At 42.9% G+C, this 17,537-nt stretch carries 16 protein-coding genes and 1 riboswitch; of the genes, 2 read left to right on the plus strand and 14 right to left on the minus strand.

Annotated features, from left to right (window positions below; all coding sequences use genetic code 11):
• Positions 1 to 135: 135 nt before the first annotated feature.
• The gene (locus tag NSS76_RS13275; protein WP_044335311.1) at positions 136 to 1,266 is read left to right on the plus strand and encodes a 2-methylaconitate cis-trans isomerase PrpF family protein; all 1,131 of its coding nucleotides are present in this window, start codon (positions 136 to 138) and stop codon (positions 1,264 to 1,266) included.
• Positions 1,267 to 1,293: 27 nt separating this feature from the next.
• Here the strand turns inward: NSS76_RS13275 and NSS76_RS13280 are convergent, their stop codons facing one another.
• The 5 genes from NSS76_RS13280 to NSS76_RS13300 all read right to left on the minus strand — a co-directional run bounded on the left by NSS76_RS13280 (position 1,294) and on the right by NSS76_RS13300 (position 5,848).
• Positions 1,294 to 2,013, minus strand: a complete 720-nt coding sequence (locus NSS76_RS13280; RefSeq protein WP_044335313.1) for a biotin--[acetyl-CoA-carboxylase] ligase — start codon at positions 2,011 to 2,013, stop codon at positions 1,294 to 1,296.
• Positions 2,014 to 2,092: 79 nt separating this feature from the next.
• Positions 2,093 to 2,554 (minus strand): acyl-CoA thioesterase, encoded by a 462-nt coding sequence (locus tag NSS76_RS13285; protein WP_044335316.1) that lies wholly within the window; start codon positions 2,552 to 2,554, stop codon positions 2,093 to 2,095.
• Between the two features lie 121 nt (positions 2,555 to 2,675).
• Positions 2,676 to 3,440 (minus strand): succinate dehydrogenase iron-sulfur subunit, encoded by a 765-nt coding sequence (gene sdhB / locus NSS76_RS13290; RefSeq protein WP_041115060.1) that lies wholly within the window; start codon positions 3,438 to 3,440, stop codon positions 2,676 to 2,678.
• Position 3,441: 1 nt separating this feature from the next.
• Positions 3,442 to 5,202 carry a succinate dehydrogenase flavoprotein subunit gene (gene sdhA / locus NSS76_RS13295; protein WP_024423212.1) on the minus strand — a complete coding sequence of 587 codons (1,761 nt, stop codon included), beginning with the start codon at positions 5,200 to 5,202 and terminating at the stop codon, positions 3,442 to 3,444.
• A 37-nt stretch (positions 5,203 to 5,239) separates the two neighbouring features.
• Entirely contained in the window at positions 5,240 to 5,848 is a 609-nt protein-coding gene (locus NSS76_RS13300; RefSeq protein ID WP_024423213.1) for a succinate dehydrogenase cytochrome b558 subunit, read from the minus strand.
• Between the two features lie 283 nt (positions 5,849 to 6,131).
• Here NSS76_RS13300 and NSS76_RS13305 point away from each other — a divergent pair, with 283 nt between their 5' ends.
• A complete protein-coding gene (locus NSS76_RS13305; RefSeq protein WP_024423214.1) occupies positions 6,132 to 6,575 on the plus strand; it encodes a YslB family protein in 444 nt (147 codons plus the stop codon).
• A 153-nt stretch (positions 6,576 to 6,728) separates the two neighbouring features.
• Here NSS76_RS13305 and NSS76_RS13310 read toward each other — a convergent pair whose 3' ends face one another.
• The 9 genes from NSS76_RS13310 to NSS76_RS13350 all read right to left on the minus strand — a co-directional run bounded on the left by NSS76_RS13310 (position 6,729) and on the right by NSS76_RS13350 (position 17,467).
• The gene (locus tag NSS76_RS13310) at positions 6,729 to 7,964 is read right to left on the minus strand and encodes an aspartate kinase (protein ID WP_044335318.1); all 1,236 of its coding nucleotides are present in this window, start codon (positions 7,962 to 7,964) and stop codon (positions 6,729 to 6,731) included.
• Positions 7,965 to 8,097: 133 nt separating this feature from the next.
• Positions 8,098 to 8,275: riboswitch (Lysine riboswitch) on the minus strand.
• A gap of 61 nt (positions 8,276 to 8,336) precedes the next feature.
• Positions 8,337 to 10,109 (minus strand): excinuclease ABC subunit UvrC, encoded by a 1,773-nt coding sequence (uvrC, locus tag NSS76_RS13315; RefSeq protein ID WP_024423216.1) that lies wholly within the window; start codon positions 10,107 to 10,109, stop codon positions 8,337 to 8,339.
• A 139-nt stretch (positions 10,110 to 10,248) separates the two neighbouring features.
• Positions 10,249 to 10,563: a thioredoxin gene (trxA, locus tag NSS76_RS13320; RefSeq protein ID WP_007501629.1), complete on the minus strand. Its 315-nt coding sequence runs from the start codon at positions 10,561 to 10,563 to the stop codon at positions 10,249 to 10,251.
• A gap of 246 nt (positions 10,564 to 10,809) precedes the next feature.
• Complete coding sequence (locus NSS76_RS13325) at positions 10,810 to 12,288, minus strand: alpha-N-arabinofuranosidase (RefSeq protein WP_341082382.1); 1,479 nt, start codon at positions 12,286 to 12,288, stop codon at positions 10,810 to 10,812.
• 75 nt (positions 12,289 to 12,363) lie between these two features.
• Positions 12,364 to 13,341, minus strand: coding sequence for an electron transfer flavoprotein subunit alpha/FixB family protein (locus tag NSS76_RS13330; protein WP_073206874.1), 978 nt, complete (start codon positions 13,339 to 13,341; stop codon positions 12,364 to 12,366).
• 43 nt (positions 13,342 to 13,384) lie between these two features.
• Complete coding sequence (locus NSS76_RS13335; RefSeq protein ID WP_024427173.1) at positions 13,385 to 14,158, minus strand: electron transfer flavoprotein subunit beta/FixA family protein; 774 nt, start codon at positions 14,156 to 14,158, stop codon at positions 13,385 to 13,387.
• A gap of 31 nt (positions 14,159 to 14,189) precedes the next feature.
• Positions 14,190 to 14,969 carry an enoyl-CoA hydratase gene (locus tag NSS76_RS13340; protein ID WP_025092456.1) on the minus strand — a complete coding sequence of 260 codons (780 nt, stop codon included), beginning with the start codon at positions 14,967 to 14,969 and terminating at the stop codon, positions 14,190 to 14,192.
• Between the two features lie 26 nt (positions 14,970 to 14,995).
• A complete protein-coding gene (locus NSS76_RS13345; protein WP_024427175.1) occupies positions 14,996 to 15,580 on the minus strand; it encodes a TetR/AcrR family transcriptional regulator in 585 nt (194 codons plus the stop codon).
• 168 nt (positions 15,581 to 15,748) lie between these two features.
• Entirely contained in the window at positions 15,749 to 17,467 is a 1,719-nt protein-coding gene (locus tag NSS76_RS13350) for an AMP-binding protein (RefSeq protein ID WP_135032563.1), read from the minus strand.
• Between the last annotated feature and the right edge of the window lie 70 nt (positions 17,468 to 17,537).

Here is a 17,537-nt window from a genome sequence, read left to right on the forward strand (position 1 = left end):
TGTATGCCCTCCTTTTTTACTAATTATAAAATAATTTTATCGATTTCTCTTAAAATAATGTATTTAACTTATCTCTTATTATACTTTACCATTTTGGTTAGATAAACAGTTAATTAAAAATTGAGGGTGAGAGTCATGAGAAAAGTTCCAATCACAATCATGCGAGGCGGTACAAGCAAAGGAGTATTCATTCACGCAAACAATGCACCATATGAACACGATGAGCTCGAAGCATTTCTATTAGACATTATGGGCAGCCCTGACCGGCTGCAGGTCGATGGAATTGGCGGCGGTAATTCTTTAACAAGCAAAGTGGCCATTATCGATAAAGCCACACGCCCGGATGTGGATGTGAACTATACATTTGCACAAGTCAGCATTAATGAGAGATATGTAGACTTTAAAGGAAACTGCGGGAACATCTCATCAGCCGTTGGGCCGTATGCGATCATTAAAGGACTTGTTCAAGCGGTTGAGCCCATTACAACTGTACGTATCCTCAATACCAATACAAATAAAGTCATTACGGCAGAGGTCGAAGTTGAAAATGGAGAAGTGAAATTTGAAGGACAGGCAGAAATTCCAGGAGTAAAAGGAACTGGTTCTCCTATTTATTTATCCTTTGAGAAACCTGAAGGCGCTGTCACAGGTAAAACCTTTCCGACTGGAAACAAAATTGATACGATTCAAACGAAGTTTGGGGAAATTCCAATCTCGATCGTTGACATTGCAAATCCAATTGCCTTTATTCGTGCCAAAGATATTCAATTAAAAGGAACTGAATTACCTGAAGAGTTTACAGACGAATTACTGGATGATTTAGAAGATATTCGTTCTCTCGCTGCTGAAATGTGTCATTTTGCACCAAAAGAAATGGCCACATTACAGTCTCCAGCTGTTCCAAAGCTTGCGCTCATTAGCGAGCCTGCTGATTATGTAGATACAAATGGAATCTTGAGACGAGCAGAAGATATGGACATCATCGTTCGTATGCTATCGATGCAAAGACCGCACCAAGCACTTGCCATTACCGGCTCTGTCTGCGTGACAGCCAGCTGTTTCTTGGATGAAACGCTTCCTTCTCAGCTGTTCCAAGGACAAGGTGACACACTTCGTATTGGGCATCCTGCTGGTATTATGCAAACGGAAATTGACATCTCTCAAAACAGAGTCAAAGTCATTCGAACGGCAAGAGAAATTCTAGACGGAGTTGTCTTCACAAAACAAGACTATGTGATTCAGCCTCATATTAAAAGAGAAGCTTAAAGCAGACGATGTTCTCGTCTGCTTTTTTTAATGCTGAAGCGGTGCATCAATATCACCGGCAGAATGAGCTTTTATCTGCCCTTTCTCATCTTTGAGCTGGAGATGACCGTAGCGGTTGACTCCGCAGCAAATGCCCTCTTCCCATGTTTGTTTTTCACGGTCTAACGAAATCCGCAGCGGTTTATGAAGACGATATAATCGTTTATTGTAAAGGGCAGTGAGTGCTTCAAACCCTTCATTCTTCCAGCGTGTATGATATTTTTCAAAAGCCTTGGCAAGTTCCTTCACAAGCTGATCGGCTTTTACCTCTGTAAGCTCTGATAGGCAAATGGTTTTGTACGGAACATGCTCCGGCTTTGTCTTCACATTGATGCCAACCCCGATATAAATGGCGTTACGGTCCGCTTCAATCAATGTGCCTGATATTTTTGCCTCATTAATAAGAATATCGTTTGGCCATTTGATCGCCAGTTGATCCTCATCCCTGATGAGAGGTTTGAGTACATCGTAGATCGCTAGTGCCGTCAGCGGAGCAATCGTTGACTGGGTGGAGAGTTCTTGTGGCGGCAAAACCGTCATGGTCAAAGCGACATTCCCTGCAGGCGTTTCCCACGGTCTGCCTAGCCTGCCTCTTCCTGCTGTCTGCTGATGTGCATAGACAGCAAATGAGGGTTTTTCTCCTATTTGCATAAGCCTTTTTGCTTCATTATTTGTACTATCAATGGTGTCATATTGAAAAATCTTCATGTGTTCTCCTTTTGTTTCTTCTTGATATGATCCTTTTATTATAACAAAATGAAGCTTACACGATGATGAGAGCTCTATGTTACTTATTTCGTTGAGCTTGAAATGTTTCTTTTTCTTCCTCTGTAAATGGAACAGAAGCGCCTGTTTCTTTATTAATTTGCACCATGGTGACTGAGCCTGTAAAGCATGGTTCCTGCTGCTCGTTTTCTCCTAAATAATGAAGGATAAGTGAGCTTGATCCGACTTTTTCCGGCTTTACATACACACGAAGCCTCTCCCCAATCTCCACCTGTTTGATGTAGTCACATTGCAGGTTTGCCACGACTGTAATTGTCTCTTTCACTCGTTTCATTCGTTTATCAACAATTCCCGTTTTTTGAAAAAAGGCGATCCGTGCTTCTTCAAAATACACAAATGGAGTAACATTGTTCATATGGCCAAACATATCCGTTTCTGAAAAACGGACAGTCGTTTCGACATAAAATCGAAAAGATGCTCTCCATTCTTCAAATGGTTCCTCAATATATGACGGAAGTCTCACTTCATCATCTCCTTATTCATCAATAAACGCCTCTCCCATATTGGAAGAGGCGTTTATTTTGTGTTCCATCCAGCCTCTTGTAAACACTCATCATGATTGACAAAGAGGACTGAATGTGATGTTATTCTGCGTGATCGCTTCCGAAGAAGTTACGGAAAGCTTGTAATGTTGTATCTCGGTTAAGTGCTGCAATTGACGTTGTCAGTGGGATTCCTTTCGGACAAGCCTGCACACAGTTTTGAGAGTTCCCGCAGTTCGCAAGACCACCGTCACCCATAATTTCTTCTAGACGGTCAGACTTATTCATCGCACCTGTCGGATGTGCGTTAAATAGACGTACTTGCGAAAGCGGTGCAGGGCCCATAAAGGAAGACTTATCATTTACGTTTGGACAAGCTTCAAGGCAGACACCACATGTCATACATTTAGAAAGCTCATACGCCCATTGACGTTTTTTCTCAGGCATTCTTGGTCCAGGTCCAAGATCATATGTGCCATCGATCGGCACCCATGCTTTTACTTTTTTCAAGGAGTTGAACATGCGGCTTCTATCAACCTGCAAGTCTCTCACGACCGGGAATGTCTTCATCGGCTGGAGACGGATCGGCTGATCTAACTGGTCAATCAAGGCTGTACATGACTGACGCGGTTTTCCATTAATGACCATGGAACAAGCTCCGCACACCTCTTCAAGACAGTTCATATCCCAGTTGATCGCCGTTGTTTTTTCACCTTGTTTATTGACCGGGTTACGTCTAATTTCCATGAGTGCAGAAATGACGTTCATATTCGGACGGTAAGGGATTTCGAATTCCTCATCATAAGGCTTTCCATCTGCTGTATCTTGACGTGTGATTATGAAATGAATTGTGTTTTTTTCACTCATCTTATTTCTCCACCTTTTTCTTCGAGTAATCTCGTTTACGAGGTGCAATTAACGATACATCGACGTCCTCATAGTGGAATGCAGGCTTTTGATTTTTCCCTTTGAACGTAGCCATCGTTGTTTTAAGGAATTCTTCATCGTTTCTTTCTGGGAATTCCGGTTTATAGTGTGCGCCTCGGCTTTCATTCCGGTTATATGCCCCGATCGTAATGACTCTTGCCAGTTGTAGCATGTTGTCAAGCTGACGCGTGAAGGCAGCGCCTTGGTTGCTCCATGATGCGGTATCATTGATGTTGATCTTCTTGTAGCGCTCCATTAGTTCTTCGATCTTCTGATCTGTTTTTAAGAGTTTGTCATTGTAACGAACCACTGTAACGTTATCCGTCATCCATTCACCAAGCTCTTTATGAAGCACGTACGCATTTTCTGTTCCGTCCATGCTGAGGATGTTGTCCCATTTCTCTTGCTCTTTCTTCACGGCGCTGTCAAATAGTGCAGAAGAAAGGTCTTCCGCAGATTTTTCAAGACCGTTAATGTACTTCACCGCATTTGGTCCAGCGACCATTCCGCCGTAAATCGCAGAAAGAAGTGAGTTTGCACCAAGTCTGTTTCCGCCGTGCATTGAGTAATCACATTCTCCGGCAGCGAATAGACCTTTGATATTCGTCATTTGATCATAATCGACCCATAATCCGCCCATAGAGTAATGAACAGCTGGGAAGATTTTCATCGGCAGCTTACGCGGGTCGTCACCCATGAATTTTTCATAGATTTCAATGATTCCGCCAAGCTTAATATCAAGCTCTTTTGGATCTTTGTGAGAAAGATCAAGATATACCATGTTCTCTCCGTTGATGCCAAGCTTTTGCTCGACACATACGTCAAAGATTTCACGCGTTGCGATGTCACGCGGTACAAGGTTCCCGTATGCTGGGTATTTTTCTTCAAGGAAGTACCAAGGCTTCCCGTCTTTATATGTCCAAACACGTCCGCCCTCACCACGAGCTGATTCACTCATAAGACGAAGCTTGTCATCTCCTGGGATCGCTGTTGGGTGAATTTGAATGAATTCTCCATTTGCATAATGTGCACCTTGCTGATAGACGATAGATGCTGCAGATCCAGTGTTAATCATAGAGTTTGTTGATTTACCGAAAACGATTCCAGGACCGCCTGTTGCCATGATGACTGCATCTGAACGGAAAGATTCAATTTCCATTGTCGTCAAATTCTGCGCGACAATCCCGCGGCATACTTCCTCGTCATCTAAAACGGCGCCAAGGAATTCCCAGCCTTCATATTTCGTGACAAGTCCTGCTACTTCATAGCGGCGAACCTGCTCATCCAGTGCGTATAATAGCTGCTGGCCTGTTGTAGCTCCAGCAAACGCTGTACGGTGGTGCTGTGTTCCCCCGAAGCGGCGGAAGTCCAATAATCCCTCTGGTGTTCTATTAAACATAACACCCATACGATCAAGTAAGTGGATAATGGACGGTGCTGCTTCACACATTGCCTTTACTGGCGGCTGGTTGGCTAAGAAATCTCCGCCGTAAACCGTGTCATCAAAATGCTCATAAGGTGAATCCCCTTCACCTTTTGTATTGACCGCTCCGTTGATTCCGCCCTGTGCACATACAGAATGCGAACGTTTCACAGGTACGATTGAAAATAGTTGAACAGCTGTTCCCGCTTCTGCTGCTTTAATAGTTGCCATGAGACCAGCTAAGCCGCCTCCGACAACGATGATGCTAGAATTACTCATTGTAGCCCCTCTCCCTCTTCTACTAATCTATTTCCTCTTAAACAAAAGCGAAAATTGCTCTTAGCCCTACATATGAAAGCGCTATAAATATACCTAATGTCACATATGTGGAGATTCGTTGTGAGCGTGGTGAAACAGTAATTCCCCAGCTGACAGCAAATGACCACAAGCCATTAGCAAAGTGGAAAATAGTAGATAAAACGCCGACAATATAGAAGCCTAGCATAAATGGAGAGCTTAAAATATTCGCCATCATGTCATAGTTGACTTCAGCTCCAAGCTGAGCTTGAATTCGTGTTTCCCATACGTGCCAAGAGACAAAAATCAATGTGATAATACCTGAAATCCTTTGCAATCTGAACAGCCAGTTTCTTAAGTAACTGAAGCGAGACGTGTTGTTTTGTGCCGTAAAGGCTATGTACACCCCATAAACAGCATGATAGATCAGTGGTAAGAAAATCACGAACAGCTCAAGTGCATATCTGAAAGGAAGCTGTTCCATAAAGTGTGCAGCTTTGTTAAACGCCTCTGGTCCATTTGTCGCAAAGTGGTTAACCACTAAGTGCTGTATTAAAAATAGACCGACCGGAATGACGCCAAGCAAAGAATGCAATCTCCGATAAAAAAATTCTTTGTTCCCCGACATTACTTTACCCCCTAGTAAAAAAAGTGCAATTGCTTGAAAATTGTCTTACCCCCGCTTCTTTCAATTGTAAGCACTTTATTCAAATTTATTGACAATTTCATTTTACTCCTATGTCAAAAAAGCGTCAAGAAACCGCGTACATAAATTAAAATTTTCCGAAATTTAAAAGTTTTAAATCAAAATTCGTTTTACTACAATAAGAATTTCTTAGACTTCAGGGAAAACTCTGTCATCATATGCCCACATAAGCTATAATAAATTGTTGAAAGAGGGGAGCCGTACAATGAATAAATTCGAATCTAACTTAGAACAGCTAAAAGAAATTGAAGTCAATGGATTTGCCTACGAGCTGATACGCGAAGTTCTGCTGCCTGATATTCTTGGTCAGGACCATTCATCTATGATGTATTTTGCGGGTAAACTGCTTGCTCGTAAATTTCCTCAAGAGTCATGGGAAAAGATCCCCGAATTTTTCCATGATGCCGGATGGGGGACTCTCACGATGGTCCATTCGAAAAAACAGGAAATTGAGTTTGAGCTCGAAGGTCCACTAGTATCCAATCGACTCACCTATCAAAAGGAGCCATGCTTTCAGATGGAAGCGGGTTTTATTGCTGAACAAATTCAGCTTCTAAATGAGCACGTAGCTGAATCCTACGAACAAGTGAAAAAGCGTGCTGAGAAAGTCATTTTAACCGTTAAATGGGATTTAAGAGACCCTAGCTAATACTCTTTATAAAAGGCGCGGACTTCAGGTCACGCCTTTTTATATGTCTACATCTATCATAGCATACTTAATGAATAGGTTTACGCCCGTTTCAGCCGTTTCCATATAGAAAAAAGAGGCGACCCTCTTTCATGAGATCACCTCTTTACCTTTTTAAGAGTGCGCAGCGGCGCTCACCTTTGATAAATCAAACGCATCATGCAGCGCTTCAACCGCTTTGACCATATCATCACGGCCAACGACCGTTGAGACTTTGATTTCAGACGTACTGACCATTTTCACTTGAATGTCTTTTTGCGCTAACACAGCAAACATTTCAGCAGCTACCCCTGGATTTGAGACCATTCCAGATCCCACGATGGATACTTTCGCTAATTTGCTTTCTGTCTCAATCTGCTCGTAGCCAAGCGCCCCTTTATATTCTTCTAATACTTCAACTGTTTTGGACAAATCATCCGTTTTCACAGAGAAAGAGATCGACGTCTGATTGGTGCTTGTGGCAGACTGAATGATGATATCGACATTGATATTCTGTTTCGCAAGCGTCGTAAAAATGGTCGATAATGTTGTTAAACCGCTTGAAAGCCCGCACACTGTCACACGTGTAATCTGATCTTCAAATGCAATGCCTCTGACGACTAAGTTTTGTTCCATGGATGATTCCTCCTCAATTAACGTACCCGATTCATTTTCAATACTAGAACGGACTTCTAGCGGGACTTGATAATTTTTCGCAAATTCAACAGCTCTTGGATGCAGAACCCCAGCTCCTAAATTAGCCAGCTCAAGCATCTCATCGTATGAAATGCCTGCAAGTTTCCGCGCAGATGATACATAACGCGGATCTGTCGTAAACACTCCTGGTACATCAGTGTATATATCACATTTATCAGCTTTTAGTGCGGCAGCCAGTGCCACAGCTGTTGTATCTGATCCGCCGCGGCCAAGAGTTGTGATATGTAAGTCATCTGCAATTCCTTGGAAGCCTGCCACAACAACGACTTTCCCCGCACTTAATTCCTCTTTTATTCTTGATTCATCAATGTCCACGATTCTTGCATTTCCGTGTACATGCTCTGTTTTCATACCAGCCTGCCAGCCTGTAAAGGAAATGGCATCATAACCTCTTCTTTGGAGCGCCATCGCTAATAATGAAATGGTCACCTGTTCACCCGTTGCGAGCAGCATATCCATTTCTCTTTTGCTTGGATCGTCTGTGAGTTCTTTCGCTAAGTCTACTAGAACATCCGTTGATTTGCCCATCGCTGATACAACCACAACCACATCATGTCCTGCCTCGCGTTCAGCGATCACTCTCTCTGCGGCATTGCGAATTTTTTCTGTCGATCCAACGGAAGTTCCGCCAAATTTTTGTACAATTAGTCCCATGTCTACCACCCTTTTTCAAAAGTTCACGTGTGAGAGAAGAGGCAGCTTTGGAGACTGGCCGCTCACTGCAAATAAAAAAGCAATGAGAGAACAAATCTCCCATTGCTTTAAAATCATCATTAAACGATGCAAACAATGAGATAGCCCTCCAAGAAATGAATTCTTGACAGCCCTACATTTCTTCAATGTACAGCCAGCGAATAAAATGAGTGGATTTTATTCACTTCGGCGACGCTCCCCTTTCAGCCCTCTTCTTAGATCCCATCGATCTCCGAAGGCTTACTCTTGAAGTTCGCACCTCTATCTTCAACAAACAACACGTTCATTTATTAAATTAGTCACATCTTAACAGACTTTTGGTAAAAGTACAATCTATTTTTTTAATGCTTCCATTAAAAGTTCAGCCGTCTGTTTCGGAATGCCAGCCTCCTGAAAGTCTTGGATAGAGGCTTCTTTCATCTTTTTCACAGAGCCAAAATGTTTGAGGAGCTGCTTTTTACGCTTCTCTCCGATACCTGGTACATCGTCTAAAATAGACTGGAATGCATTTTTTCCGCGGAGCTGCCTGTGAAAGCTAATGGCGAAGCGGTGCACTTCATCTTGAATGCGCTGCAATAAGTAAAAGGCCTGGCTATTCCGCTCCAGCGCAACAATTTCAAGTGTATCTCCCATCATAAGATTTGAAGTCCGGTGTTTTTCATCTTTTACAAGACCTGCGACTGGGACAGACAGATTCAATTCATTTTCAAGCACATCGATGGCTGCGTTGATCTGTCCTTTTCCTCCGTCAATTAAAATTAAATCTGGCAGCGGCAGTTCATCCTTTAACACACGGGTATATCGTCTTCTAATGACTTCACGCATGGATGCATAATCATCTGGCCCTGAGACGGTTTTTATTTTGTATTTTCGGTATTCCTTTTTATAGGGTTTCCCGTCCTGAAAGACGACCATGGCAGAAACCGGGTCTGCTCCTTGAATATTTGAGTTATCAAATGCCTCGATTCTGTATGGCATATAAATATTAAGCGCATCCCCGAGCTGCTTCACCGCACCAATTGTCCGCTCTTCATCACGCTCAATGAGCGAAAATTTTTCTTTTAAAGCGATTTTGGCATTTTGATGGGCAAGTAAAAGCAGATCCTTTTTCTTTCCTTTTTTCGGCTGGTGAACGTTCGTCTCAAGCAATTGCTCAATCATCTCTTGATCAACACTGTCCGGCACCAAAATTTCCTTCGGCAGAAAATGGTTGTTCTTTTCATAAAATTGCCCCATAAACGTGAGGAACTCTTCCTCAGGGTCCTGATACATAGGGAACAAGCTGACATCACGTTCAATCAATTTCCCCTGTCTGATAAAGAAAACTTGGACACACATCCAGCCTTTATCATAGGCATAGGCAAAGACATCTCGATCTGATAAATCACTCATCGTCATTTTCTGTTTTTCCATCGTTGAGTCGATATATGCGATTTGGTCTCTTAGTTCTTTTGCCCGTTCAAACTCTAAATTTTCAGCGGCTTCCTGCATCTTTTCGGTGAGTTCTTTTTTGATTTGCTGATGTCCCCCGTTTAGAAACCTTGTGATTTCGTCCACGAGCTGCTTATTCGTTTCCTCGGAAATGTCATACACACATGGCGCAAGACATTGTCCAAGATGATAATAAAGACAGACGCGGTCAGGAAGGGTGGCGCATTTTCTCAGTGGATATAGGCGGTCGAGCAGCTTTTTTGTTTCTCGAGCTGCTTGTACGTTTGGGTATGGACCGAAATATTTTCCTTTGTCCTTTTTTACATTGCGGGTGACGATCAGCTTAGGATGGCGTTCATTCGTAATTTTTATAAAAGGATACGTCTTGTCATCCTTGAGCATGACATTGTATTTTGGGTCATATTTTTTGATTAAATTCAGTTCTAAAATAAGCGCTTCGATATTAGAAGAGGTGACAATGTATTCAAAGTCTTCAATTTCACTGACAAGCCGCTGCGTTTTGGCGTCATGTGATCCAGTGAAATAAGAGCGCACCCTGTTTTTTAAAACCTTTGCTTTTCCTACATAAATGATCGTATTTTGTCTATCTTTCATTAAGTAACAGCCTGGTTGATCCGGCAGGACTGACAGCTTTTCTTTAATTAGTTTGTTCATATTTTCATCCGTCCTTGTTTTCCTCTTTCACTCCTTCTAGTGTATCACGAACATTTGTTTTATACCATGCTGAAAGAAAAGCGGCTCTCGTCTTTACGAGAACCGCTTCAATGATTATGCCGCTTGGACATAGATCGGTTTATAGATGTTTGTTGACAAGTTCAGCAAGTGCTTCTTTTGGTTTGAAACCAACAGAAGTTTCTACAACTTCACCGTCTTTTAAAACAAGAAGTGTTGGGATACTCATAACGCCGTATTTACCAGCAGTTTCTTGGTTATCGTCTACATCAATTTTTACGATTTTCATTTTGTCGCCCATTTCTTGATCAAGTTCTTCAAGAACTGGAGCAATCATTTTACAAGGTCCACACCATGGTGCCCAAAAGTCTGCAAGAACAACACCTTCTGCAGTTTCTTGTGAAAATGTTGCGTCAGTAGCTTTTACGATTGCCATTATTCATTCCTCCAATGTAAATTATGCTTTTTAGTATAGCATCTACCAATGTGACTTGCGAATGAAATGCTTACGAATCATTTTTTAGGAAATGAATTAAAAAACAAACCGTATAATCGCACCAATAACAACAATCGCACCGATGATCATTAGAATGGTTCTAAGCATATGACATGACACCCTTTCCGCTTCATTTACAATGTATGATGCCCCAACATTCTTCTCATCAAACATCGAAATATGCAATTAAGCGAGGTCGACAGTAATCATGACCACTGACATTGGCGGCAGCTCCACCGTTAATTCGCCGGACTTTACAGTCATTTGCTGAAAGTCTTTTGGCTGAACAAAATGAGGATCATCGAATGTATTATGCGCATTCATGCGATCAGCCGTCAGCACACGTCCAGTGACTTTCGTTTGTTCATCAATCCCTTCAATGGCAAGGGATATCTCTCTTTTTTCATGCGGATTCAGATGACAGTAGCTAATATGCATCTTACCTGATGAACGTGAGGCTGACACACTGACCTGAGGAATTTTTTCACCTCTTCGTTCATACGGCGGTGAAACGAACTCCACTTCAAGCGCTTCTTCCTCTTGATGCACTTGAAACATGTGAAATACATGATACGTAGGTGTAAGAAGCATCTTTTCGTCCTTTGTTAATACCATCGCTTGCAGCACATTGACCGTCTGAGCAATATTTGCCATATGAATCCGCTCGCAATGGCGATGAAAAATATGAAAATGGAGGGCGGCCACAAGGGCGTCTCTTAGTGTGTTTTGCTGATATAAAAACCCAGGATTTGTTCCTGGCTCTGGATCATACCATGTCCCCCATTCATCAATAATCATCCCGATTCGCTTGTCTGGGTCATAACGATCCATGATTTCTCCATGGTCTTCGACAAGCCGTTCCATCTCATAGGCCTTTTTCAGCGTGATAAACCATTCATCCTCATCGAATTCAGTCGCTGATCCTTTCTTCTCCCATGTACCAGGTACAGTGTAATAATGTAAACTGAGCCCATCCATCCACGGTGCAGCCCGCTCCATCAATACTTTTGTCCAATTCACGTCATTAGAGTTCGCACCGCAGGCGATTTTATAAATACGCTGCCCTGCAAATTCTCTTACGTACGTTTGATAGCGTTTATATAAATCTGCATAGTATTCAGGCGTCATATTCCCGCCGCAGCCCCAGCTTTCATTGCCTACACCAACATAGGTCAGCTTCCAAGGTTCTTGTTTTCCATTTTGAATGCGCCAGTCTGACATAGGTGTCCCTTTTGGAAATGTCATGTATTCGACCCAATCGGCTAATTCTTGAACAGACCCGCTTCCCACATTGCCGCAAATGTAAGGCTCACATTCAAGCAGCTCACACAATGTCATAAATTCATGTGTCCCAAATGCATTAGATTCAACCGTACCACCCCAGTGGGTATTGACCATCGGCTTTCGTTCACTGAGATCACCTACACCATTTGCCCAGTGATACTCGTCTGCGAAGCAGCCCCCCGGCCACCTCAGCACCGGAATATGTAATGCTTGAAGCGCCTTTAGCACATCGGTACGAATCCCTTCAATATGATCAATCTCTGAGTCTTTTCCTACCCAAATCCCGTCATAAATCCCTCTTCCTAAATGCTCTTGAAAGTGCCCATAAATGTGTTTAGAAATGCGTCCGATCACGTCATTGACTTTTACTGTCCCCTTCACTTGTCAACCGCTCCTTTTCTGCTTGATCACATACAAAAAAACCCAGAATACCTAGGCATTCTGAGTGTATGAGCGTTACGAGTGGATATTCATCTTTTTTAACTCTTCATTCAAAAGCGGTACCACTTCAAACAAGTCACCAACGATTCCATAATCGGCGATTTTGAAAATTTCCGCTTCTGGGTCTTTGTTGATTGCCACAATGACTTTACTGTTAGACATTCCCGCTAAATGCTGAATCGCTCCTGATATCCCGCATGCAATATAAAGATCAGGTGTGACCACTTTTCCCGTCTGACCAATTTGCAGGGCATAATCACAATAGTCAGCGTCACAGGCTCCGCGCGAGGCTCCGACTGCTGCCCCCAGCGTCTCAGCGAGTTCATTCAGCGGTTCAAAGCCTTCCTTGCTCTTAACCCCGCGCCCTCCAGCAACAATGACCTTTGCTTCCGATAAATCTACACCTTCTGACGTTTTTTTAATGACTTCCTTCACGATCGTCCGAAGGTTCTGAATATCGACAGAAACCGGCGTGACTTCTCCGCCTCGTGACGCATCACGCTCAAGTGGTGCCACGTTGTTTGGCCGGATGGTTGCTAGAAGCAGGCGGTCTGTCGAAATGACTTTTTCAAAAGCTTTTCCAGAGTAAATCGGTCTAGTGAAAACAAGATGTTCACCGGTAACGCTTACATCGATCGCATCTGAAATCAAGCCAGTCTGGAGACGTGCAGCTATTTTCGGCGACAAGTCTTTTCCGATCGACGTATGGCCAAAGAGCACAGCATCCGGATCGACCTGATCTAATATGGCTTGAAGTGCCTGCGCAAAACCATCTGACGTATAATATGAAAGGTGCGGATGCTCCACAATCATGACATGATCCGCTCCATAGTAAAGCAGTTCATCTGCTAGGTCTTTGACGTCATCCCCTATTAACACGCCAATGACCTCACCGCCATCTGCCACTTTGTGAGCGGCAGCAATGGCTTCAAATGTCACATTTCTTAATTTACCGTCACGACTTTCGCCAAGTACAACAACTTTTTTACTCATCTTTAAGCTCCCCCTTGTTCTCGTGATATCGTAAAGTGGATGTTTAGATGACTTTTGCTTCATTTCTGAGTAGATCTGTCAGTTCTTTGACTTGATCCTGAAGCTCGCCGCTCAGCACCTTGCCACCCTCTTTTTTCTCCGGTAAGAAACGTTCAATTGTTTTGATTTTATATGGTACATCGTCTTCATCCAGATCTAAATCATCAAGTTCCAATTCTTCTAAAGGCTTTTTCTTTGCCTTCATAATGCCTGGTAATGATGGATAGCGAGGCTCATTGAGTCCTTGCTGAGCTGTGACGACAAGCGGGAGTTCGGCAGAAATGACTTCCACATCCCCCTCTGCATCTCGTTCAATCGATACAGAGCCGCCGTCAATTTGAATACTTGTTATCGTAGTCACATATGAAAAACCGAGTAATTCAGCAAGACGCGGTGCTACCTGTCCAGAGCCGCCGTCAATTGCTACATTCCCTGCTAAGATCAAGGAAGCCTCTTTGTCTTTTAAATAGTGATAAAGAATGGTAGAAGCTGAATATTGGTCCCACTCTTCTAAGTCATCTTCGACGTTTAATAAGACGGCCCTGTCACAGCCCATAGCAAGCGCTGTTCTCAGCTGTTTCTCTGCATCCTCACCGCCAACTGTCACAACGGTCACTTCTCCCCCGTGCTCATCGCGAAGCTGAATGGCTTCTTCAATGGCATACTCGTCATAAGGATTAATAATGAACTCTGCTCCATCTTCTTGAATTGCACCAGACTGAATCGAAATTTTCTCTTCCGTGTCAAACGTACGCTTCATCAAAACAAATATATTCATTTATTTCTCCCCCTTGTGTCGTACTTATCCCTTATTCCCCTTTAAAGTTCGGTTTGCGCTTTTCTATAAAGGCCTGGATGCCTTCTTTGGCGTCATTTGATTGGAAAACCTCACCAAACTTTTTGGCTTCCAGCTTCATTCCGCCATCATATGAATACAATTTTGTGGCGTTCAATAAATCAAGCACATATTCAAGTGATTTTGGGCTTTTCGCGGCAAATTTCCCCGCAAGTGTTTTAGCCGCTTCGAGCGCTTCTTCCTCTGTTTCTGCCAGCTTTGTAACAAGGCCGCACGTAAATGCTTCTTCACCTGTAATCGGTTCAGCTGTTCCCATCATTTCAAGCGCTTTAGCAGAACCAACGTAGCGAGGGAGGCGCTGCGTGCCGCCGAATCCTGGAATAATGCCGAGGTTTAGTTCTGGCAGTCCAAGCTTTGCATCTTTTGTTGCGATTCGGATATCACAAGACATAGCAAGCTCAAGGCCTCCGCCTAATGCTGCTCCGTGAATCGAGGCAATGACTGGCTTTGGACACTGTTCAATCCGTTCAAAGACTTGCTGTCCTCTATCAGCGAGGCTTGCATAATCAGACTCTTCCTGTAAAGTCGTAAATTCTTTAATATCAGCACCTGCTGAGAAGAATCTGCCTTCTCCGTGGATCACAATCGCTCTTACTTCTTCATTCTGTTCGAGCTTATCAAACATGTCATTAAGCTCAGTGAGCAGCTGAGAGGATAAGGCATTTGCAGGCGGGTTCTGAATCGTGATGAGCGCTGTCTGTCCTTCATGATGTAAGCTGAGTATTTTTTCCATGTCAATCATCCTTTTTCACATTGTCTTTAGGATTGATGTATTCCGTTTAACAGCAGATCATGTACACTTTCTGCGAGTGCAGGCAGATCATATTTTTGATCATTCATGACCCATGTTGTTGCGGTTTCATCAATCGTCCCAAATACCATTTGTCTTGCTAAGCGGACATCTAAATTTTGTCTGAATTCTCCTGTTTTCTTTCCTTCTGTTAAAATCGACTCGAGCATATTTAAATACCCTTTTAGCACCTCATTGATTTTTTGCCGCAGCTCAAGGTTTGACTGCCTGAGTTCAAGCTGTGTCACAAGAGCCAAATGATGATTTTGCGCCAGCATGCGAAAATGCTCCTCAATCAACAGTAGAAGCTTTTCTTTTGCAGACGGCTTCTTTTGAATATCTGTCTCCATCCGTTCGATGAATTGTCCCATTTTTTCTTTGAACAATGAGATGAGAATATCCTCTTTGTTTTTGAAATAAAGATAAATGGTTCCGTCTGCTACCCCTGCTTGTTTCGCAATCTTTGAAACTTGTGATTGATGATAGCCGTTCTCCGCAATCACCACAACTGCTGCATCAATAATTTGCATGTACTTCGGTCTTTTCTGCTTCAATGTGCTTCGTCCCTTTCTAAATTGAATGAGCATTCATTCATAACTTTATGTTAAAAAGAAACGGGTGATTTGTCAAGTGATCTTCTTCTTTCTTTTCAACCTTTATCATACCAGAGCAGACTGTCATCATTCAAATCATCCGGCCGCTCGACCGGATGATGAAGGCCGTTATTTCTTCAATTGATCGACAGGTGTCTCAGATGATGAAGCTTGCTTTCTTTTTTCTTCTTCAATTAATACTCTGCGCAAAATTTTTCCGACAGCCGTTTTAGGCAGTGATTCTTTAAATTCATACACGCGCGGTACTTTAAATGAAGCAATTCTCGTTCTGACAAAGCGATCGAGTTCATCCTCTGTTAAATAAGCATCCTTTTTCGGTACAACAAACGCTTTTACTGTTTCGCCTCTATAAGGATCTGGTATACCTGCGACAACGACTTCTTGTACAAGCTCATGCTCATATAGGGCTTCTTCGACCTCTCTTGGGTAAATATTATAACCGCTCGCAATAATGACATCTTTTTTCCGGTCAACGATATAGAAAAAACCGTCCTCATCCATATACCCAATATCTCCGGTGAAAAACCATCCATCCCTTAATACAGCTGCTGTCTCCTCTGGCTGATTCCAATAGCCTTTCATAATTTGCGGCCCTTTGACGATAATTTCTCCGTGCTCATACGGTTCTTTAAGGCCACCCGTTTCCTCGCAATAAATGCCTGCGTCTGTCCCAGGCCACGGACAGCCAATGCTGCCTGTTTTGTTCGCTCCCCATAAAAAGTTAGAATGGGTCACTGGTGAAGTTTCTGAAAGACCATACCCCTCTACTAAACGCCCTCCTGTTAATTTCTCAAAGCTCTGTTTGACTTCAACAGGAAGAGCCGCCGAGCCGCTTAAACATGCAGTGATGGACGACAGGTCATACTTTTCAATGTTCGGATGATGCAGCAAGGCAATATACATGGTGGGTGCACCTGGAAAGAGCGTCGGTTTCTGTTTTTCAATCGTTTTGAGGGTATCAGCTGCGTCAAATCTTGGAAGGAGAATCATTGAATGCCCTTCTTTGACAGCAAGATTTAATACGGTCGTCATTCCGTATACATGAAAAAACGGAATGATGCCGAGGATTCGTTCTTTGCCTCTTGTCGTTTTATACATCCAAGAAGCGCACATTTCAGTATTCGCTAAAATATTTTCATGCGTCAGCATGACCCCTTTTGGTAAACCGGTCGTTCCGCCTGTATATTGCAAAACAGCGACATCCTCTTTCGGTTCAAAGGCAAGCGCCGGAATCTGTTCTTCTGACGATTCTTTCATGATTTGTGAGAAGTGATGAATGGTCTCACTTTTCTCTACTTGGATGACCATTTTATTTTTTCTTTTTTGGACGAGAGGAAACAGAATGTTTTTCGGAAATGGTAAATAATCCTGTAGTTTGGTGATGATCAAGTGCTCCATACTTGTCAGCGCTTTCATTTTATAGGCCTTTGGATACAATAAATCCAGTGTAATCAGCACTTTTGAGCCACTGTCCTCCATTTGATATGCCAGTTCTTTCTCCGTATAAAGCGGGTTCGTTTGAACAACAATGCCGCCTGCAATTAAAACAGCATAATAAGAAATGACAGATTGAGGACAGTTTGGCAGCATGATCGCTACTCTGTCGCCTTTTTTCACGCCAATTTTCATCAGGTAACCAGCTAGTTTCAATGCTTCTTCCTGGAGCTGTTCATAGGTGATGTTTTTTCCTAGAAAATGAATGGCTGTATGCTCAGGTGCAGCCTCTGCGGAGCTGAATAAGTAAGATTGTAACGTCTCATTTGGGATGGTGAGTTCGTGGGGAATTTGATTCGGGTAATGCAGAAGCCAACGTTTATCTGATTGCATAAAAACCCTCCTTCCTGAACTTTCGTACTATTTTATTATAGCAAACTTTTCCTTAAGGCAGTTTGCTTTT

Source organism: Bacillus sp. FSL R5-0654, from assembly GCF_038008745.1.
In the GTDB taxonomy this organism is placed as follows: domain Bacteria; phylum Bacillota; class Bacilli; order Bacillales; family Bacillaceae; genus Bacillus; species Bacillus safensis.

What these genes read in the sequence shown, in the direction of transcription:
- sdhA (WP_024423212.1), bottom strand. Translation starts at nt 5,202, where the DNA reads ATGAGTAATTCTAGCATCATCGTTGTCGGAGGCGGCTTAGCTGGTCTC.
- NSS76_RS13275 (WP_044335311.1), top strand. Translation starts at nt 136, where the DNA reads ATGAGAAAAGTTCCAATCACAATCATGCGAGGCGGTACAAGCAAAGGA.
- NSS76_RS13330 (WP_073206874.1), bottom strand. Translation starts at nt 13,341, where the DNA reads ATGAGTAAAAAAGTTGTTGTACTTGGCGAAAGTCGTGACGGTAAATTA.
- NSS76_RS13310 (WP_044335318.1), bottom strand. Translation starts at nt 7,964, where the DNA reads ATGGGACTAATTGTACAAAAATTTGGCGGAACTTCCGTTGGATCGACA.
- NSS76_RS13305 (WP_024423214.1), top strand. Translation starts at nt 6,132, where the DNA reads ATGAATAAATTCGAATCTAACTTAGAACAGCTAAAAGAAATTGAAGTC.
- trxA (WP_007501629.1), bottom strand. Translation starts at nt 10,563, where the DNA reads ATGGCAATCGTAAAAGCTACTGACGCAACATTTTCACAAGAAACTGCA.
- NSS76_RS13300 (WP_024423213.1), bottom strand. Translation starts at nt 5,848, where the DNA reads ATGTCGGGGAACAAAGAATTTTTTTATCGGAGATTGCATTCTTTGCTT.
- NSS76_RS13340 (WP_025092456.1), bottom strand. Translation starts at nt 14,969, where the DNA reads ATGGAAAAAATACTCAGCTTACATCATGAAGGACAGACAGCGCTCATC.
- uvrC (WP_024423216.1), bottom strand. Translation starts at nt 10,109, where the DNA reads ATGAACAAACTAATTAAAGAAAAGCTGTCAGTCCTGCCGGATCAACCA.
- sdhB (WP_041115060.1), bottom strand. Translation starts at nt 3,440, where the DNA reads ATGAGTGAAAAAAACACAATTCATTTCATAATCACACGTCAAGATACA.
- NSS76_RS13280 (WP_044335313.1), bottom strand. Translation starts at nt 2,013, where the DNA reads ATGAAGATTTTTCAATATGACACCATTGATAGTACAAATAATGAAGCA.
- NSS76_RS13335 (WP_024427173.1), bottom strand. Translation starts at nt 14,158, where the DNA reads ATGAATATATTTGTTTTGATGAAGCGTACGTTTGACACGGAAGAGAAA.
- NSS76_RS13350 (WP_135032563.1), bottom strand. Translation starts at nt 17,467, where the DNA reads ATGCAATCAGATAAACGTTGGCTTCTGCATTACCCGAATCAAATTCCC.